This is a genomic window from Paenibacillus jiangxiensis, from assembly GCF_046098255.1.
GTDB lineage: Bacteria > Bacillota > Bacilli > Paenibacillales > Paenibacillaceae > Paenibacillus > Paenibacillus jiagnxiensis.
The window spans coordinates 26922-44972 of sequence record NZ_JBJURI010000043.1; the positions used below are offsets into that span (position 1 = coordinate 26922).

20 protein-coding genes, 1 tRNA gene, 1 rRNA gene and 1 riboswitch are annotated in these 18051 nt (G+C 49.1%); of the genes, 7 read left to right on the forward strand and 15 right to left on the reverse strand.

From position 1 onward, the window contains the following. The first annotated feature begins 262 nt into the window (after positions 1 to 262). Positions 263 to 401: riboswitch (cyclic di-AMP (ydaO/yuaA leader) on the forward strand. A 6-nt stretch (positions 402 to 407) separates the two neighbouring features. Next, entirely contained in the window at positions 408 to 884 is a 477-nt protein-coding gene (locus ACI1P2_RS28640) for a C40 family peptidase (protein ID WP_355326503.1), read from the forward strand. Positions 885 to 1014: 130 nt separating this feature from the next. Continuing rightward, entirely contained in the window at positions 1015 to 1542 is a 528-nt protein-coding gene (locus tag ACI1P2_RS28645) for a GNAT family N-acetyltransferase (RefSeq protein WP_355326506.1), read from the forward strand. A gap of 68 nt (positions 1543 to 1610) precedes the next feature. On the opposite strand, the gene ACI1P2_RS28650 is transcribed toward ACI1P2_RS28645, so the two are convergent. Together ACI1P2_RS28650 and ACI1P2_RS28655 are read right to left on the reverse strand one after the other, a co-directional pair. Further along, positions 1611 to 1910 (reverse strand): 4a-hydroxytetrahydrobiopterin dehydratase, encoded by a 300-nt coding sequence (locus tag ACI1P2_RS28650; RefSeq protein ID WP_355326509.1) that lies wholly within the window; start codon positions 1908 to 1910, stop codon positions 1611 to 1613. 113 nt (positions 1911 to 2023) lie between these two features. Then, positions 2024 to 2317, reverse strand: a complete 294-nt coding sequence (locus ACI1P2_RS28655) for a hypothetical protein (protein ID WP_355326565.1) — start codon at positions 2315 to 2317, stop codon at positions 2024 to 2026. Positions 2318 to 2529: 212 nt separating this feature from the next. On the opposite strand from ACI1P2_RS28655, the gene motA reads away from it, so the two are divergent. From motA to ACI1P2_RS28670, 3 genes are all read left to right on the forward strand, one after another. Beyond that, positions 2530 to 3330 (forward strand): flagellar motor stator protein MotA, encoded by an 801-nt coding sequence (gene motA / locus ACI1P2_RS28660; RefSeq protein ID WP_355326512.1) that lies wholly within the window; start codon positions 2530 to 2532, stop codon positions 3328 to 3330. Next, positions 3323 to 4147 (forward strand): flagellar motor protein MotB, encoded by an 825-nt coding sequence (gene motB / locus ACI1P2_RS28665; RefSeq protein WP_355326515.1) that lies wholly within the window; start codon positions 3323 to 3325, stop codon positions 4145 to 4147. Before motA ends, motB begins: the two co-directional genes overlap by 8 nt. A 214-nt stretch (positions 4148 to 4361) precedes the next feature. Continuing rightward, a complete protein-coding gene (locus ACI1P2_RS28670) occupies positions 4362 to 4568 on the forward strand; it encodes a hypothetical protein (protein WP_355326518.1) in 207 nt (68 codons plus the stop codon). A gap of 57 nt (positions 4569 to 4625) precedes the next feature. Here ACI1P2_RS28670 and rluF read toward each other — a convergent pair whose 3' ends face one another. After that, positions 4626 to 5330: a 23S rRNA pseudouridine(2604) synthase RluF gene (gene rluF, locus ACI1P2_RS28675; protein ID WP_355326521.1), complete on the reverse strand. Its 705-nt coding sequence runs from the start codon at positions 5328 to 5330 to the stop codon at positions 4626 to 4628. Positions 5331 to 5336: 6 nt separating this feature from the next. Beyond that, complete coding sequence (locus tag ACI1P2_RS28680) at positions 5337 to 7670, reverse strand: ATP-binding protein (protein ID WP_355326524.1); 2334 nt, start codon at positions 7668 to 7670, stop codon at positions 5337 to 5339. Positions 7671 to 7997: 327 nt separating this feature from the next. Between ACI1P2_RS28680 and tadA the strand changes: the two genes are divergently transcribed. Both tadA and ACI1P2_RS28690 read left to right on the forward strand, forming a co-directional pair. Then, a complete protein-coding gene (gene tadA, locus ACI1P2_RS28685; RefSeq protein WP_408976372.1) occupies positions 7998 to 8459 on the forward strand; it encodes a tRNA adenosine(34) deaminase TadA in 462 nt (153 codons plus the stop codon). A gap of 28 nt (positions 8460 to 8487) precedes the next feature. Next, positions 8488 to 9054, forward strand: a complete 567-nt coding sequence (locus ACI1P2_RS28690) for a GNAT family N-acetyltransferase (protein ID WP_355326527.1) — start codon at positions 8488 to 8490, stop codon at positions 9052 to 9054. A gap of 89 nt (positions 9055 to 9143) precedes the next feature. Here the strand turns inward: ACI1P2_RS28690 and ACI1P2_RS28695 are convergent, their stop codons facing one another. The 11 genes from ACI1P2_RS28695 to rrf form a co-directional block, all read right to left on the reverse strand. After that, complete coding sequence (locus ACI1P2_RS28695; protein WP_355326530.1) at positions 9144 to 10220, reverse strand: hypothetical protein; 1077 nt, start codon at positions 10218 to 10220, stop codon at positions 9144 to 9146. Between the two features lie 191 nt (positions 10221 to 10411). Further along, positions 10412 to 10564 (reverse strand): small acid-soluble spore protein P, encoded by a 153-nt coding sequence (locus ACI1P2_RS28700; RefSeq protein ID WP_355326533.1) that lies wholly within the window; start codon positions 10562 to 10564, stop codon positions 10412 to 10414. Positions 10565 to 10611: 47 nt separating this feature from the next. Next, entirely contained in the window at positions 10612 to 10788 is a 177-nt protein-coding gene (locus ACI1P2_RS28705; RefSeq protein WP_355326536.1) for a hypothetical protein, read from the reverse strand. 49 nt (positions 10789 to 10837) lie between these two features. Next, entirely contained in the window at positions 10838 to 11179 is a 342-nt protein-coding gene (locus ACI1P2_RS28710) for a hypothetical protein (protein WP_355326539.1), read from the reverse strand. 206 nt (positions 11180 to 11385) lie between these two features. Beyond that, positions 11386 to 11474: transfer RNA gene (locus ACI1P2_RS28715), tRNA-Ser, on the reverse strand. An 85-nt stretch (positions 11475 to 11559) separates the two neighbouring features. Next, positions 11560 to 12843: a serine--tRNA ligase gene (serS, locus tag ACI1P2_RS28720; protein ID WP_355326542.1), complete on the reverse strand. Its 1284-nt coding sequence runs from the start codon at positions 12841 to 12843 to the stop codon at positions 11560 to 11562. Between the two features lie 127 nt (positions 12844 to 12970). After that, positions 12971 to 13552: a pyridoxal 5'-phosphate synthase glutaminase subunit PdxT gene (pdxT, locus tag ACI1P2_RS28725; RefSeq protein WP_355326545.1), complete on the reverse strand. Its 582-nt coding sequence runs from the start codon at positions 13550 to 13552 to the stop codon at positions 12971 to 12973. Between the two features lie 16 nt (positions 13553 to 13568). Continuing rightward, the gene (gene pdxS / locus ACI1P2_RS28730) at positions 13569 to 14450 is read right to left on the reverse strand and encodes a pyridoxal 5'-phosphate synthase lyase subunit PdxS (protein ID WP_355326548.1); all 882 of its coding nucleotides are present in this window, start codon (positions 14448 to 14450) and stop codon (positions 13569 to 13571) included. Between the two features lie 135 nt (positions 14451 to 14585). Then, complete coding sequence (locus tag ACI1P2_RS28735; RefSeq protein WP_355326551.1) at positions 14586 to 15959, reverse strand: D-alanyl-D-alanine carboxypeptidase family protein; 1374 nt, start codon at positions 15957 to 15959, stop codon at positions 14586 to 14588. Between the two features lie 220 nt (positions 15960 to 16179). Further along, positions 16180 to 17637: an IMP dehydrogenase gene (gene guaB, locus ACI1P2_RS28740; RefSeq protein ID WP_355326554.1), complete on the reverse strand. Its 1458-nt coding sequence runs from the start codon at positions 17635 to 17637 to the stop codon at positions 16180 to 16182. Positions 17638 to 17977: 340 nt separating this feature from the next. Beyond that, positions 17978 to 18051: ribosomal RNA gene (gene rrf / locus ACI1P2_RS31505) — 5S ribosomal RNA — on the reverse strand; the annotation flags it as partial.

An 18051-nucleotide genomic window follows, 5' to 3' on the forward strand; every position in this document is an offset into this window, starting at 1 on the left:
CCTGCATTTCAGCGAATAAAAATATATTGATTTATCAAAAGTATAGGTTCATTCAATTACACTTAACATAGTGTTTTCGATCTTTTATGTCTCTGCTTGCTGCAGAGACTATTTTTTTGAAGTTTTTTGCTATGAAACATTTGCCAAACCATGCTGCCTTTGTTACAATAGTCGCAGTGAACTGATAGTAACAACTTTGTAATTATTGTTGTAACCTTTTTAGACAAACCATTCATGATTGTTCATACGCTTCAAGGTGCATATCTAAGTGAAGCCGAATTCCCGGCACCTGGGAAGCGGGGGAACCAGTTTTGGGTGAATTGATCTCGCAACAGAGGGATCATAGGGGAACCTTCTACCGAACCCTTAAGCTAACCTCGCAGGCATTGGAAGGGGTTTGTATTTTTTTGAAGAAGAAGCTAACCATCGCACTCATGAGTGCAGCAATCGCCTTCTCGGCGTTTTCGTTCGGCGCAGGAAGCGTATATGCGGACTCTAAAATGGACCAGATCATCCAGGATGCCAAAGGCACTTCTTATAGAGCAGGCGGCACAACGTTGAGCGGATTTGACTGTTCCGGATTTACAAGTTATGTATTTGAGAAGCTTGGTCTCGATCTTCCACGCCAATCCTCCTCCCAATTCGATATGGGAACCTCCGTTTCACGGGATGAAATGCGACCTGGCGATCTGGTATTCTTTAACACCAACGGAAGAGGAGTTTCACATGTAGGTATCTTTGTAGGGGACGGCAAGTTTGCCCACTCCTCCTCATCGCGTGGTGTTACCGTCAGCTCCTTGAACGAAAGCTACTACGCCAATCGGTATCTTGGTGCCAAACGTGTCATGAGCACATCCACTTACGAATCTGTTGCCCTTGACTAGAAATCATTACATCATTCATATGAACTTCAATAGCAGCTTCGATTCCGATTGGAATTGAAGCTGTTTTTATTGCCAAACAGGTTTAACTGGAGTACCATTTTTAAGTAGTAATGTGTAGGGGGAAAAGAATATGTCCGCCGGATCAACAAGCTATCAGGTCGTTCCGATGAGTGAAGAGCAGGCGGCTGCCATATGCGAGTGGAAATATGAACCGCCTTATGATATTTACGGCTGGCTCCCCTGGGAGCAAATGAAGGCTCTCGATATCGAATTCGCCAACCCGGAGCTGCGAAGCTCCCAATATGTCGCCGTATTGGCTGAGTCAGGCGATCTGTGCGGATTTGCCCAGTATTTCCCCATGGAAGGGGTGACCCGCCTTGGTCTAGGAATGCGTCCCGAGCTATGCGGTCATGGACATGGCGCGGAGTTTGTGAAGGCTATCGCTGAGGAAGCCAGGCGCCGTACGCCGCAAAATGAGATCGACCTCGAAGTCCTCGTCTGGAACAAACGGGCCATCAAAGCCTACCGGTCGGCAGGCTTTCGGATTACCGATACCTACGAGCGCCAGACTCCCGAAGGGATGAAGCCTTTTCATTGCATGGTCTACAAAAATGGTAAAGGTACAGACGATATACCAAACGCCCCGGATTCAGAGTAATTAACTCTAGACCAGGGCGTTTTTCCATTTAAACGCTTATTATGCTTAAGTTAAATTCGGCTGTAGGGTTAATCCTCCGAACGCATTCGCTCGAACGCTTCATTGTACTGCTGCGCTTCTTTTATATCTACTGCTGTGATCCCGCCTTCATCCCATGAGGTAAGACGCAGTGTGACCGTCTTGTAATCAATGGTGATAAACGGATGGTGATTGAATGCTTCCGAAATACCAGCTACCTCATCCACGAATGCGATTCCCCTCATAAAGCTGGAAAAGACATATTTTCGGACAATCCAGCGTCCCTCTTCAAGCTCCCAGCCCTCCAACCTCTCCAGATGAGCCTCTATTTCCTCTAATGTAAAAGGCATTGTAATTCCTACTCCTCTCCGTTATACGGAAGCCGTTCCTGATGTCTTTAGGGTCAGTGCCTATATCGTGTTTCATATTACCATGGCTTCGGTGAGAAATCCACATGGTTATGTTATACGAGCGACACGAAGGTCAGCTCCTCTTCTCCGATCAGAACATCGATCCGGTAGTGGTTCCGGTCATGAATGACGACTCCGCTGCCGACCGGAATAACCGGCTCTTCCCCAAGCGCATAAAAGAGATCCTCGGCCAGCGCCTCCTGAACCTCGACACGTTCCTCGCCGCCCAGACACTCCCATTCCTCTGCTTCCATTTCAAAAAAAAGGTAGCTGTCCGGAATACGCCCTACTGCAGCCGTTAACTCCTTAAGAATATGCTCATATTCCCTTCCATGCTTAACACCCATGCGAACTCTCCGCTCCTTATTCCAGATTGAATTCATGTTCTCAAAATTGTCATTAAACAGAGTTGTCTTCATTATACCGTGAAATCCCCCTTAAAAAAAAAGGGGCTTTTGTCGATAAATATGGTAATCCGTTTCATCAAAATGCGTTGGAGGGCAAGGATGTCCCCTGGCCGACCGGATGTTCTACCAATTTCTCATGGACGAGGTGTACAATGCAAATTTCAACAATTATAGGACTTGCACTCGGGCTCGTATCCCTGGTTGTCGGCATGATCCTCAAAGGGGCGCCTGTCGTCAATTTGGTCAATAACCCTGCTGCTTACATGATTATCTTTGTAGGCACAGCCGCCAGTGTATTCATGGCCTTCCCGATGTCGGATATGAAGAGAGTACCCAAGCTTTTCAAAATAATTTTCACTGAGCAAAAGCTGCCTGACCGCCAGCAATTGATCACTACTTTTATGGAGTGGGCGTCCATCACCCGTCGTGAAGGTCTTCTGGCCCTTGAACCCAAAGTGGAAGAGATCGACGACGCCTTTCTGCGCAGCGGGATGCGGATGATCATTGACGGCAATGATCAGGAATTCGTGCGTGATGTTCTTATGGAAGATATCAATGCCACGGAGGAAAGACACCGGGCCGGTGCGCAGATCTTTTCCCAAGCTGGCATGTATGCTCCGACACTGGGGGTGCTCGGGGCGGTCGTCGGTCTGATTGCGGCTCTTGCCGATCTCAGTGACATGGAGAAGCTCTCCCACGCCATCGCCGCCGCCTTCATCGCAACACTTCTGGGTATCTTTACGGGTTATGTATTATGGCACCCCATGTCGAATAAACTAAAACGATTGTCCAAGAGAGAAGTTGATATCAAGCTGATGATGGTGGAAGGCCTGCTGTCCATTCAATCGGGCGTATCCACCATAGCTATCAGCCAGAAGCTGTCCGTATTCCTCACTCCTACAGAGCGGGCTCAAATGAGCGACAACGAGAAGGGAGAGAGCGACAGTGAGTAAAAAAGGCAGACACGAGCCGCATGAGGAGCATGCGGACGAGAGCTGGCTGCTTCCTTATTCCGATTTGATGACCCTGCTGCTCGCCTTGTTCATCGTTCTGTTCGGTATGAGCTCGCTGGATGCCAAGAAATTTGAAGAAATGGCAAAGTCAATGAGCTCCGCCTTCAGCGGGGGGAGTGGTGTACTGGATAACACCTCCGCCAACCCGGTCGAAAACCCCTCCGTGGATATGGGCAAGAATAGGGAAACCGTGCAGGACCCCGTGAAGAGCAAGTCGTCCAGCGAGCTCCAGAAGGAGCTTGCCCGCCGCGAGCAGGAAGATCTGGAGAAGCTCAAACGCCGGATAGATAAATATATTAAAGAAAACGGGTTAACAGAGCAGCTGAGCACCAAGCTCAACCAGTCCCAATTAATGATTACGATATCCGATAATGCCCTGTTCGCATCCGGACAGGCCGTCGTCAAGCCGGAAGCCCGCAAGCTTGCCACTGCGATTGCTGCTCTGTTGGACGAATTCCCGGACTATGATGTTATTGTTTCAGGACATACGGATAATGTTCCCATTTCCAACAGCAAATATCCTTCCAACTGGGAGCTGAGCGCTGATCGTGCCTTGAACTTCATGCGCATCCTGCTGCTGGACAAGAAGCTTAATCCGCAGAAATTCAGCGCCATTGGTTATGGGGAATACCGTCCAAGCACCACCAATTCCACGAATGTCGGCCGTGCCAAGAACCGCCGGGTGGAAATTTCCATCATTCGCAAATATCAAAACGGCACCCAGGTCATCAGTGCAACCTCGGGCGGGAATCACTAGAAAATTACAAAAAGCCCTTTCGCCTCCCAGCAGGGAGTCCGGAGGGCTTTTCGTTTACCATGTCGGCACCTTCCAAGATTACTAAAAATCATGTACACAAGTTTGTCCAAATTGACTAGAACATTCTATAAATTAATAGAATAAAATGAAATGAAATATAAAATGATTCATTCCGAATTTCGAAAGCATATTTTCGAAGAAAGGAACATGAACAATGAAAAGTAATGCAGAAAGACAGTTGGAAATTCAGAAGGAGCTTTGCAAATTGGCGGATAAAATAAAAGAAGCCCATGCTGAGGATCAAGATTTCTATACTCAAATTGCCCAGCAATATGTCCTTCATCTGAAACAAATTCAAAAAGAGTGTTATAAACAAAACGGTGAACCTTGTATCGACGTGATGCCGCATTGTAATTCGTAAAACAGCGGTATGATAAGATAGGCCGCTGACATGATGGTCAGCGGCCCTTTCCGTATTTTACACGAGCTTATAATTCAGCATGCGGCCCAGTTCCTCTTTCTCACGATCCGTTAAATCCCGCCAGGCTCCCGTACGAAGCGTTCCCAGGTGAATATTCATAATGCGTATACGCTGCAGACGTCTTACTTCATATCCGAAGGCAGCGCACATGCGCCGGATTTGCCTGTTCTTCCCTTCCGTCAGAATGATCCGGAACACTCTGTCGGATACGCGGGTAACCTCGCAGGGCAAGGTACGCTGGCCCAGAATTTTGACGCCGCTCGACATTCCCTGCAGGAAGGACGGTGTTACCGGCCGATCCACTGTTACAATATACTCCTTCTCGTGCTTGCCCTCAGCGCGTAATATTTTGTTGACGATGTCACCGTCATTCGTAAGCAGAATCAGACCTTCAGAATCCTTGTCCAAACGGCCTATGGGAAAGATACGCTCCTTATGACCGACAAAATCCACAATATTGCCCCGAATATGATGTTCCGTTGTACTGGTGATCCCTACGGGCTTGTTCAGCACTATATATACATGGCCGGTTGCCTTGCTGCCCAGAGGCTGCCCGTTAACACGAACATCGTCCCCTTCCTCGGCCTGGCTGCCCAAAACAGCCACAATCCCGTTAATGGTGACCTTGCCGCTCTCCACCAGCTTGTCCGCTTCACGCCGGGAGCAGTATCCCGTCTCGCTAATAAATTTGTTGATACGCAACTGATTTTACACCCCGCTCTGTAATTCGCCCTCCGGCGCCCCTGCTGTTCCGGTATTCTCCGCATGAGCTGCCCAAGGCAGAAGAATGGTAACAGTCGTACCTTCTCCTTCTTCGCTTTCAATATCCAGCTGCCCATTATGGCTCTGAATAATCCGCTGGCTGACCATGAGTCCGAGCCCGGTGCCCGAAGCCTTTTTCGTGAAAAAGGGCTCTCCAAGCTTGGCCAGCACATCGGGAGGCATCCCTGTGCCCTCATCCTTGATGACAATTTTAACGTTTTCCCCGGACAAGCACAATTTAATGAAAATGCGCCCCCCGCCCGGCATCGCTTCAATCGCGTTTTTGAGCAAATTGATAAACACCTGCTTCAGCTGGTTTTCCTCACAGAAGACCAACGCCGGCTGGTCCGTGATCTGAGGTTCAAATTCAACCCCATACAGATGAGCCTGGCTGTCGAGCAGGGAAATGACATCCCCCAAAATAAACCGGATATCGGTTTTTTGGAACTGAACGGCCTGTGGCTTGGCCAGAATGAGGAATTCGCCGACGATCAGATTGATCCGGTTCAATTCAGAGAGCATGAGCTCGATATGTTTCGGATTCAGCAATCCGGTCTGCTGCTGCAATTGTAAAAATCCGCGCAGGGTCGTAAGCGGGTTGCGAATTTCATGCGCCACTCCGGCGGCAAGCTGTCCGACCGTGGTCAGCTTTTCCGACCGGCGCAGCAGCTCCTCCATCCGGTTCCGGCCCGTCATATCCCGGATTACGCTGATAAAACCGTTGATTCCGTTCTCCTCATCATAAATAGGCGAGATGCTGATGCTTACCTCCACCCGGCTGCCGTCCCGACGCAGGTGAATAGACTCTGTGGACGTAATGCTTTCTCCTTCCAGCAGCCGCTGCCGCTGCTCATCGTATTCCCCCTTCAGCTCTTCCGGGATTAAATCCAGGCACTTCCCGATCACTGACTGCTTGTCCCAACCGTATAAATCTTCAAAGGCTTTATTAACCCGGACAACAACGTCCTCCGTATCGGTAACGCAGATCGCATCCGCCGTTTGATTGATGACCGATTCCAGATGATCCTTAACAGCCCTGTTTTCCTCATACATCTGCTTCAGCCACCGGGTATACAGGCTAAGATTATTTGCCATAACATTAATCCGGCCGCCCAGCTGTGCAAGCTCATCGTTCCCTTTCACATTGAGCCGTGTATCCAACTCGCCGGATGCCATCTTATTCACTTTTTCCAATATGGACTGAACAGGCCTTGTAAAATAACCTGCAAGCACATAAATGCCGCAAATGACCAAAGCCAGCAGGACGACCGAAATGATGATAGAGCTGAATAACAGCTCTTGTATCAATGAGGAGATATTTTGGTAATCCATCACAATACGAATGACGTAGGGATCGCGCCCCTCCGGATAAAAGGGCATAAAACTCTTAAGGACCTTCTTCTCCTGTACACGGCTGTCAAGCATGACACTGTCCCCCGTACGGATCGCTTTCTCGACGGCAGCACTGTCTTCTTCCCATTGGTTTAGCGCATAGGTACCGAACAGAATCGTGTCGAAACTCCCGGGGCTGTCGGCATTCTTGGCGACGGTTTCCGTCCGAACGGAGGAGCTGGATGCAGCGGGGGCTATACCGGTGATCTCCAAATAACGCGGATCGGTCTTGAGGATCTGCTTCAGCGTGTCCTCAAGACTTGGCCCGGCCTCAAGCTGCTGTACGGCTGAGTGACGGAAAGAAACTTTAATAATATAGTTCCGCTGGTGGTCAGCGTACATGCCCCATTTTTCAAAATAAGCATGATCTTTAGTTGAATCGTTCGTCGGGGAGGACCAGAACGTTCCAGTTCCAGTTCCGAACTGTGCGGAAGCGTGGGTCTGACTTCCTGACAGAAGATCTTCAGCTGCTTCTGCCGCTGTACCGGTAAGCATTTCTCCCGCCCCCCTCTCACGGGGATCGAAAGATTCTACTGTCTTAAAGCCGCCTTCTTCCCGCACAACGATGGATATGTGGACAATATCCGTCATCCGGCTTGCTTGCTCCAGGTCCTCCCTCGTAATTGTTCTGTAATCCTTGTTCAATTGCAGAGCGGCCATTCTTGCGGCCATTAGCAGATTATATTCCGCCTGCCTCCGTATTTTCTCTGAAATCGACCGGTTCCGTTCCACTGAACCTTCAATTTGCCTGGCTGCGAGCAGCATCTTCGACTGGCTGTCCCTTTTAAGGCTGTTACCTACCGTATAATAATTGAGTACCAAATTTAACAATAAAATGACCAGGACAAAAACCGACATAATCATCATTAGTTTTTGTTTTATAGACAAACTATTCGTCACCTACTTAGAGGATTTTGGCGATTCCTGGCATGATAATTCCATCATACCCCGTTGCCTGTCCTTTTGAAAAGAATAATCGTATCCATGAGGAGTCCTCTATTTCAAGATTGAACGCAGACAGCGGTTGTTATTTTTATGGGGTTTGCCTACAATATAACTAGTCCACAATCTATCCACAAATACACAGAATTCTGCACATATTGTGTATAACCATGTGTATAACTATGTAGTTATCCACAGATTTGTGCACATCATGTTAACAACGGAATGCCTGTTCGCTGGATAATTCAATGATCGAAAGGAGCCCCATTCCCAGTGACAGACGAGCAGCATGAATACTGGATGAACCAGGCCATTTTGGAAGCGAATAAAGCGGAAGCTATCGGTGAAGTCCCCATCGGGGCTGTTATTGTAAAAAACGGCGAAATTATTGGCCGCGGTTACAATCTGCGTGAAACCACCAGCGACGCAACGGCCCATGCCGAAATTATTGCCATCAAGCAGGCGAGTGAAAGCCTAGGCGCATGGAGGCTGCTTGATTGCCGTCTATATGTAACACTTGAGCCCTGCCCGATGTGTGCGGGCGCTATTGTTCAATCCCGTATTCCAACGGTGATCTATGGAACCCCCGACCCAAAGGCTGGCTGTGCCGGAACATTAATGAATCTGCTGCAGGAACCCCGTTTCAATCATCGCACCGAAGTCATTCAGGGGGTTTTGCAGCCGCAATGCGCGACTTTGCTGACTGATTTCTTCCGCAAGCTGCGCAGAAAATGAATAACTCACAGAAAAGAAGGGACTTATTATGTCTTTAAAGCTATATAACCACTCGCAGGGTATTTTTCTTCGTCTCCTTCGCATGGAGGATGCTCCAACGCTGCTTGAGCTTCGGTGCGCCAACAAGGAATATCTCGCTCCTTTTGAGCCTTTGCGGGAGGAAAGCTTCTTTACGCTGGCCGGCCAGCAGCAGTTTCTGATGCAGCGTATCCAAAGCGAGGAAAGCGGGAACGGCTGCCAATTTGGAATATTTACTATGGAAGATGACCGTCTTATCGGCACGATCGCTGTTTCCAACATTGTACGTGGAGTTGCTCAATATGCCGATGTCGGTTATATGATGGCACAGAGCGAGCAGGGGAAGGGGCATATGACCGCAGCGGTCAAGCTGATCGTTCAATATTCTTTCAAGGGGGTGGGTCTGCACCGGCTGCAGGCGGCCACTCTTCTGCACAATAAAGGCTCTCAGCGGGTATTGGAGAAAGCGGGCTTTCAGGAGGAAGGCGTCGCCCGCAAAATGCTTTGCATCAATGGGGAATGGCAGGACCACCGCAGGTATGCGCTCCTTGCAGAGGACATTTTGCAGGAAGCCTGAAATGCCGCAGCTCTGAAAAACAAGGAACCACCCGGACTTTGCGAGGCCGGATGGTTCCTTGTTGGGTTTTTACTGCTTATTCTTTTGCATTAAAATCCGATTTTGGACATTTCCTCCTGTAGCTGATCCATGGTAATCACCTGATCGCCGGAAGGGATGCCAATTGCAAAGGTTTGCTTCTCATTGATTTTAGAGTACTGACCGCTGCCGGACACAGAAAGCTTAACATTTTGTTTGGTGTCCGGATCATTAAAATCAAGATTGGCATTCAGACTTTGATATACCGGGAAGTTATCCTTGTTGATCGCCGTATTCACATCAAACTGATTTACCTTCAGATACTTTTTCGCTTCTTCCAGATCCTTGGCTACGTCGCCGCTGTTCGATGCCAGCTCGGATTTGAATTTGTCAATTTCGGATTTCTCCACCTGCAGCATATCGGCATATTCTTCTTTGGACATAATATCCAGAACTTTAGGAAGCGCCTTGTTGATAAATGTCGTTGCAGCCTCCTGGAAGTTGTCATTGGTTACTTTGAATTGAACCACCTGTTTGGCGTCTACACCTTCAGGCAGTCCTGCATTTTTCGGATCGATATCGGCAAAATAGGAATCGGCATATTCAGCCAGAATAGCATTCATCACTTCATTGGAGAACTTCTGGGCTTTAGCCTGATCCATCATTCCCGCATTAAATTCGGTGCCGGACTCTTTGGCCAGTTCAGCCGGGTCGAGCTCCAGGAATTTACCCACAACCGTATCCGGTATCGGATAGAACGGGATCTTTGGAACTTTCACATACATTTTATCCTTAGTTGCGATCATAGGAATGGTAAAGTCCATGGACATATCGCCCTTTAAATGAATGCCGAGTGTCAATTCTGTCTGCATCGGATCCTTTTGATATACGCCATCCAGTGTAATTTCCGCATTTTTCAGCAGGTTGGCGGCTGTTTCAAAGTCCGGATCGCTTTGTCCGTCAGAGGATGTCATAGACAAGTCATTAATCGTAAATTTGCTGGTCATTGCGTAAGACGTCATTGTTGTTGATTGTGTTGCTGCTGCTGTGGCCGCTTCCTTCGGCTCCATCTTCTTGCTGCAGCCCACGAGCGCGACCGTCAGTACAAGAATCATGGTCAGCGTCAAGGCTGCAATTCTTTTACTCATTACTCTTTCTCTCCCCTCGTTGTTTAACCCCGATGCACATTAAAGATAAAGAATGCACACATCTTACATGATAACGTAAGTTGTATGTTTTTGAAACACTTTTTGGTAAATTTATCGAATAACCGGAACCAAAAAAACGCCTTAGTCTATGACTAAGACGCTGACTACATATGGCTCCGCCTTCAGATGACCTAGGACCCTTCCGGATTATGGTGGTCGACATGATTGCGGTTTTTGACTTTTTTAGACCCGGACAACGGCTCCTGCATCCCCCGGTCATGATCCCGGTCACGGTGCTGAGCCTCCTGTGCTTCAGGTACCGGTATGCTTTTCGGCTTGCTCATGATTCCCGTCTCCTTTGCGTCAATCTGGTGCCTGGGTTTGACCTTGCTCACATATGGGTCGGGTTCATATCTTCTGTTGCATCATGGTTCAGAGCATCCTGGTGCCGGCGGTCATTCCGGTCCTGCTCAAGCTGCTGAGCCTGATGGCTGTTTACGGGACGCTTATCCAGGCTTTCAACGACGTTGGATAAATTTTTGTCCATTCCCTTTTTCGATCTGCTCACTAAGATCACCCCTGTCAGAAATAGCCTAAAATCTCCGGTCATGCTCCAATCATGCGTGCGTTAGCTGCTGCAGCGCCTGAGCGCATTGATGGATATGCCTTGTGTAGTCGTCAGCCAGCTGCTGTATGATGTCCGACCGCTCATCAACGGTCCGCCCTTCGCTTTCCACATCCACCAGGTTGACCTTAACTTCCCGGGAGTCCACATAGGCACAAGCAAAATCAAAAGAGTACATCTGTCTTCCTTCCACTTCAATGTGAATACGCAGCGCTTTGGGGTCTGCTTCGTCTGCGGACACCCACGCTTTATCTCCAGGACCGATCAAGGTCGGCAAGCGCTCCTGCCATGCCTCCACCAGCTGCTGCTGGTCTATTTGCAGCTCTCTGTTCATTTGCAACACCTCCTCCGCATTGTTAACGTGCGGCAAAGGAGCATCATTTATGCACGAAGCGACCTGAAGATATAAGAAAAACATCTATCGACGTAATTCAAAGAAGCCAGAGCATATTTAGCGGTAATTTTATATCTTTAACAAATGCAAAAAAGCTACCCGCAGCTGCCACAGCAGAACGGATAGCTTATGTATTCATTGTATAATGGCGGAGAGGATGGGATTCGAACCCATGTGGAGTTGCCCCCTAACGGTTTTCAAGACCGCCCCGTTATGACCGCTTCGGTACCTCTCCATGTGGTAAATATGCGTCACGCCTTGAAACTTTAGAGGAAGCGCAACACAATTGATCTTACCACAAATCTAAAATAAAATCAATGCTATGCCTTACGGGCAATTTTCTCAATCCCGCCCATATAAGGCTGGAGCACTTCAGGAATACGCACGCTGCCGTCTTCTTCCTGATAATTTTCCAAAATTGCCGCTACTGTACGTCCAACGGCAAGGCCAGAACCATTCAGTGTGTGCACAAACTCCGGCTTGGCTTTCGGCTCCGGACGGAAACGGATATTGGCACGGCGAGCCTGAAAGTCCTCACAGTTGGAGCAGGAGGAAATTTCGCGGTACATTCCGCTTTCAGGCAGCCAAACTTCAAGATCATAGGTTTTGGCCGACGTAAAGCCCATATCGCCTGTACAGAGCGCCAGCACACGGTATGGCAAGCCCAGCAGCTGCAGTACACGTTCGGCGTTCTGCGTCATTTTCTCCAGCTCTTCGTAGGAGGTGTCAGGGTGCACCAGCTTCAGCATTTCCACTTTGTTGAATTGATGCTGGCGGATCAGCCCGCGTGTATCCCTGCCAGCGGCACCCGCTTCTGAACGGAAGCATGAGCTGTAAGCAACATAATGTTTTGGAAGCTCCTCGACAGGCAAAATTTCTTCCCGGTGATAGTTGGTTACCGGAACTTCCGCTGTAGGAATCAGGTAGTATTCGGTATCGCGCAGTTTGAAGAGATCCTCTTCAAACTTCGGGAGCTGCCCTGTACCGTACAGGCTGTCTCTGTTCACAATATACGGAGGCAGCATCTCCTCATATCCGTGTTCGCTGCTGTGCAAATCCATCATAAAGTTGATCAGCGCTCGCTCCAGACGGGCTCCAAGACCTTTATAAAAGGTGAAGCGCGACCCGGTAACCTTGGCACCGGCTTCAAAATCAAGAATCCCGAGATTCTGGGCGATGTCCCAATGGGCTTTGGGCTCGAAGGAAAACGATCTTGGCTCAGACCATCTGCGGATCTCCACGTTATCTTCTTCAGAGGCCCCAACAGGGACGCCTTCATGCGGGATGTTCGGGATGGACAGCACCAATTCATCAATCTGTTCTTCCAACTCGCGCACCTGCTCATCCAGTTCCTTAATCCGGTCCGATACCTGTCGCATCTCCACAATAAGGTCATCCGCATTCTCTTTGTTCTTCTTCAGCCTTGCCACCTCAGCAGACACGGTATTGCGGCGGTTTTTCAAGGCCTCGCTTTCCTGCAGCAGCTCCCGGCGGCGGGTATCCAGCACCGGAAATTCGCTGATGGAATCTTGATCCTTGCCCCGGTTGCGCAGCGCCTCTTGTACCCGTTCAAAATCATTACGAAGTATTTTAACGTCCAACACGACATTCCCTCCTACACAAAAACCTTGACCTCTGCTCGAAAAATAACGATCCGTTCATGCTGCCTCGGCCGCTTAGCCGTCATTCGTTATTCCCTGCATGAGGGTCAAGGTCGATTCGATTACAGATTTATTTACTGCCTAAATTTTCACGAACCATGTCGGCAAAATATTGATGAAGCCGGTAATCGTCCGTCAGCTCGGGATGGAAAGAAGAAGCCAGCAAATGTCCTTCCCGTGCTGTCACGATTTCACCGTTGTATTTTGCCAGAACATCCACGCCCGGACCAACCTGCTGAATCAGAGGAGCGCGAATGAATACAGCCCGTACGGGCTCTTCTATTCCTGCAATGTTCAGATCAGCCTCGAAGCTCTCCCGCTGCCGGCCAAAGGCGTTCCGGTTGACCGTCATGTCCATCAGTGCGAGATGAGCCTCTTCCTGTCCGGCAATTTCCTTAGCCAGTACAATCAGGCCTGCACAAGTTCCGAAAATCGGCTTCTTCTCCTCTGAGAATTTGCGGATCGCATCAATAAAATCGTACTTGCGCATCAGTTTGCCAATCGTTGTGCTTTCTCCGCCCGGGATAATAAGCCCGTCAATCTCATCCAGCTGTTCCGTGCGTTTGATGGCAATTCCCTCGGCACCGGCCAAACCGATGCTTCTGATATGCTCTGCAACGGCGCCCTGCAGCGCCAGTACTCCGATTTTCATAGATTACCCTTCTCTCTTACCAGCCGCGGTCCTGCATACGATCCTGCGCAGCCAGCTTGGAAATCTCGATACCTTTCATCGGAGTGCCCAGGTTTTTCGATACTTCAGCAATCAGTTTATAGTCCGTATAATGCGTTGTAGCTTCTACAATAGCACGGGCAAACTTCTCGGGGCTATCCGATTTAAAAATACCAGAGCCCACAAATACGCCGTCTGCTCCCAGGTGCATCATCAAAGCGGCATCCGCAGGAGTCGCTACACCACCAGCCGCAAAGTTAACCACCTGAAGCTTGCCGTTCTCATGAACCTCAAGCAGCAGGTCATAAGGCACTCCCAAGTTTTTGGCTTCGGCATAAAGCTCGTCCTTCGACATGTTCTGTACTTTGCGGATTTGGCTGTTAATGAGGCGCATATGGCGCACGGCTTCAACAATGTTGCCCGTTCCCGGTTCGCCTTTCGTACGGATCATGGAAGCCCCTTCGCCGATACGGCGCAGCGCTTCACCGAGGTCTTTGGCACCACAAACGAATGGAACGGTAAAATCCCGCTTGTCGATATGAAACACTTCATCTGCCGGTGTGAGCACTTCGCTCTCATCAAGATAATCGACGCCCAGCGATTCCAGGACTTTGGCTTCAACATAGTGGCCAATACGGGCTTTTGCCATCACGGGAATCGTTACAACCTTCATAACCTCTTCCACGATCGTCGGGTCAGCCATACGGGCTACCCCGCCGGCGGCGCGAATATCGGAAGGAACCCGTTCCAGTGCCATAACGGCGGTAGCTCCGGCCGCTTCGGCGATTTTAGCCTGCTCGGCGTTCATGACGTCCATGATGACGCCGCCTTTTTGCATTTCTGCCATACCCCTTTTTACACGTGATGTTCCCGTTTCCATCTCTTATTGGCCTCCTGTTGTATATGGTTTAATCTGTTGATCCGATCGCTTATGAAAACTTCAAAAAAATTCAGATTCTAACTCGTTATTTTACCTTACGGTACCCAAATACTCAATATCCTGCAGCCAGTTATGTTAGAACAGATTCTTGATGTTGCCGAACAGATCCGCGAAGAAGCCTCCGATCGCCCGGAAGAACATTTTGAACCAGCCCGCTTCCTCCACGTTTGTTGCCGTGATCAGATCAACGGTTTTTTGCTGCGGCTTGTCCATCCCATCCGCCTTGTAGGTGTAGGTTACTGCTCCAACCTTCTCTCCTTGTTTAAGCGGAGCCACCAATTCAGCAGCGGGTGTTACATTTGTCGTGTGTGTAATTTTCGCATTGGTCGCATTCTTCGGAACAACAAAAGTAACAGCGTCCTTGGTGACTACCGGTACTTCGGTTTCTTTACCCTTGGTTACTGGCACCGTCTTCAGATCATCTAGCTCGGCCTTGGGAGCCACAACCTGCTGCAGCTTGAAATTGTTAAAGCCGTAATCCAGCACCTTCCGGGTTTCTTTAAAACGCGCAGGTTCATTGTCAGCACCCATAACCACGCTAATCAGTGTCATGCCATCTCGGACTACCGTGCCCGCAAAACAGTAACCTGCAGCCTTGGTATGACCGGTTTTCATCCCGTTCAAGCCTTCATAGGCATAAGCTTTGAAGTTGGTGATGTTCTTATTGGATTCCAGCATCCAGTTCCAGTTGACAATTGGATCTTTATCAGTAGGGCGGAACCTGTAATTTTGAAGTGTTGTAAATTGGGTATAATCTGGATGATCACGCACAATATATCCAGCCAGTGTAGCGACATCTCTTGCGGTCATAATGGTCTCGCGGTCCGTATCCGGCCGGTACTCCGCCGGCATATCGATCCTGCTCAAACCGGTAGAGTTAATGAAATAAGAATCCTTCATTCCCATGCGCTGGGCCGTTTCATTCATCATTTGCACGAAGTTCTGTTCGGAACCGGCCACATATTCCGCCAAGGCAACAGTAGCATCATTGGCAGAACCAACAGCCATGGCTATATAAAGATCTTTTACCGTGTGCTTGTCACCTTGAGCCAAAAAAATACGCGATCCGACGCTTTTCGCCGTATTTTCTTCAACGGTCACCACATCGTCCCACTTGATTTTGCCCTGCTTGACCTCTTCGGCAACAATATACTCAGTCATCATTTTCGACATGCTTGCAGGCGGCAGCGCCTCATCCGGGTTCATGGACAGCAGCACTTGGCCTGTAGTCGGTTCTATTAATATAGCTGACTTTAAAGCCAGGTCAGGAGTTTTGATTCCGGCAGTACCGACAATCTCCGTTTTGGCTTCGGCAGCAGAAGTAATTACCGTAGGATCCAACGAGCTTATGGCCGGCAAAGTGGTCATATACATCATATTAAACAGCACGACAGCAGCAATACTCTTCTTCAGCAAGCTTTTCTTTTTCCATTCACCTGAGTTTTTCAACGTTAAATAAACTCCTCTCTCACTCAACCCAACTCACTGTAGTCATATGCGAAGGTTGTTTGGGCCTGTGGCCGGGTTTTGCCTGACTGCTCAAGGGTTCTTGTCCCGCCTGGAACTCCCCGTAAAGCAATCACTTATCTATTCTATCATACGCTATGGCGCAAAAAAAGACAGGCCGGGCTAATTCGCCCAGCCTGCCTTCTCTAGCAATTTCTGTATATTACAATGAGTAGTTTGGCGCTTCCTTCGTGATTTGCACATCATGCGGATGACTTTCGCGTAACCCTGCACCAGTGATACGGATGAACTTCGTATCATTGCGCAGCTGCTCAATCGTCTGTGTACCGCAGTACCCCATGCCGGAGCGAAGTCCGCCGATGAGCTGATGAACTGTATCGGACAATGGGCCTTTATAAGCAACACGTCCTTCGATGCCTTCAGGCACCAGCTTCTTGTCGTCATCCTGGAAGTAGCGGTCTTTACTGCCCTGTTTCATCGCCGCCATGGAGCCCATACCGCGATATACCTTGAAACGGCGTCCCTGATAGATTTCGGATTCACCCGGGCTTTCTTCCGTTCCGGCAAACAGACTGCCCAGCATAACTGCAGAAGCGCCTGCCGCCAAAGCCTTGGTGATCTCACCGGAGTACTTGATGCCGCCGTCAGCGATAATCGGCACACCGTACTCACGAGCCACGGTTGCACAATCATAAATAGCCGTGATCTGCGGGACCCCGATGCCTGCAATGACGCGAGTTGTACAAATAGATCCAGGACCGATGCCGACCTTAACGACCGATGCACCGGCTTCGATCAAGTCGCGGGTTGCCTCTCCAGTTGCCACATTGCCCGCAACAATGGTCAGCTCCGGATAGCTTGCCCGCAGCTTGCGGACCGCATCCAGGATATTGATGTGATGTCCGTGCGCCGAGTCTACGACAATCATGTCTACTCCGGCCTTAACCAGTGCTTCCGTACGAACAAACGTATCGGAGGAAATTCCGACTGCCGCTCCCACCAGCAAACGGCCATGCGCGTCCTTGGCTGCATGCGGGAACTGGATCGCTTTTTCGATATCCTTGATCGTAATCAAGCCTTTAAGATTATTGTCCTCATCCACCAGCGGAAGCTTCTCGATCTTATGCTTCTGCAAAATGACTTCCGCTTCCTGAAGCGTAGTTCCCACAGGTGCGGTAACGAGATTTTCACAAGTCATGACTTCACTAATTTTAATATTGTAGTCATGAATGAAGCGAAGGTCCCTGTTGGTCAAAATGCCGACCAGCTTGTTCTCCTCATTGACAATCGGCACGCCGGAAATCCGGAATTTCCCCATAACCTGCTCTGCGTCCGATACCAGATGATCCGGAGTCAGCGAAAACGGATTGGTAATAACACCGCTCTCGGAACGTTTAACACGATCGACTTCTTCGGCCTGCTTCTCTACACTCATGTTCTTATGAATAATACCGATGCCGCCTTCTCTTGCCATGGCAATGGCCATTGGCGCTTCCGTAACAGTATCCATACCGGCACTGATCAGGGGAATATTGAGTCTCACTGTGTCACTTAACCTCGTGGATGTGTCCACCTCTTTCGGCAGAACTTCGGATTTACGGGGCACCAACAATACGTCATCAAAGGTTAAGCCTTCCTTGCCAAACTTATCTTCCCACACCAGGGTTGTCCTCCTTAGAATATGTTTAAGAACGCCACGAATGTCTATCCATGACGGACAAAGTAACGTTTTCTGAAAATATATTATTGCAATCTTAGCAAAGCACTATAGGGGTGTCAAGCCTTAGAATCCACATGTTCTTAAGGTATATTTCCCAATGAATACAACTGTATGCGACCGATGGACATATGACAAATAATAGCCGGACCCCGGCATAAATCCCGAGGTCCGACCGCTAATTAACATTGCTCTATTGAGGTTGATTTGGCGAGGTACGAATAAAAAAATAACCAGTCATCGAAAACCATCGATGACTGGTTATTAAACATGCAAGACTTTTGCCTGGCAACGTCCTACTCTCCCAGGACCCTTCGGTCCAAGTACCATCGGCGCTGGAGGGCTTAACGGTCGTGT

Coding starts and splice junctions, on each gene's coding strand:
- ACI1P2_RS28670 (WP_355326518.1), top strand. CDS start 4,362: ATGAAAAGTAATGCAGAAAGACAGTTGGAAATTCAGAAGGAGCTTTGC.
- ACI1P2_RS28695 (WP_355326530.1), bottom strand. CDS start 10,220: ATGAGTAAAAGAATTGCAGCCTTGACGCTGACCATGATTCTTGTACTG.
- ACI1P2_RS28700 (WP_355326533.1), bottom strand. CDS start 10,564: ATGAGCAAGCCGAAAAGCATACCGGTACCTGAAGCACAGGAGGCTCAG.
- ACI1P2_RS28655 (WP_355326565.1), bottom strand. CDS start 2,317: ATGGGTGTTAAGCATGGAAGGGAATATGAGCATATTCTTAAGGAGTTA.
- ACI1P2_RS28690 (WP_355326527.1), top strand. CDS start 8,488: ATGTCTTTAAAGCTATATAACCACTCGCAGGGTATTTTTCTTCGTCTC.
- motA (WP_355326512.1), top strand. CDS start 2,530: ATGCAAATTTCAACAATTATAGGACTTGCACTCGGGCTCGTATCCCTG.
- ACI1P2_RS28650 (WP_355326509.1), bottom strand. CDS start 1,910: ATGCCTTTTACATTAGAGGAAATAGAGGCTCATCTGGAGAGGTTGGAG.
- ACI1P2_RS28710 (WP_355326539.1), bottom strand. CDS start 11,179: ATGAACAGAGAGCTGCAAATAGACCAGCAGCAGCTGGTGGAGGCATGG.
- pdxS (WP_355326548.1), bottom strand. CDS start 14,450: ATGGAAACGGGAACATCACGTGTAAAAAGGGGTATGGCAGAAATGCAA.
- pdxT (WP_355326545.1), bottom strand. CDS start 13,552: ATGAAAATCGGAGTACTGGCGCTGCAGGGCGCCGTTGCAGAGCATATC.
- ACI1P2_RS28645 (WP_355326506.1), top strand. CDS start 1,015: ATGTCCGCCGGATCAACAAGCTATCAGGTCGTTCCGATGAGTGAAGAG.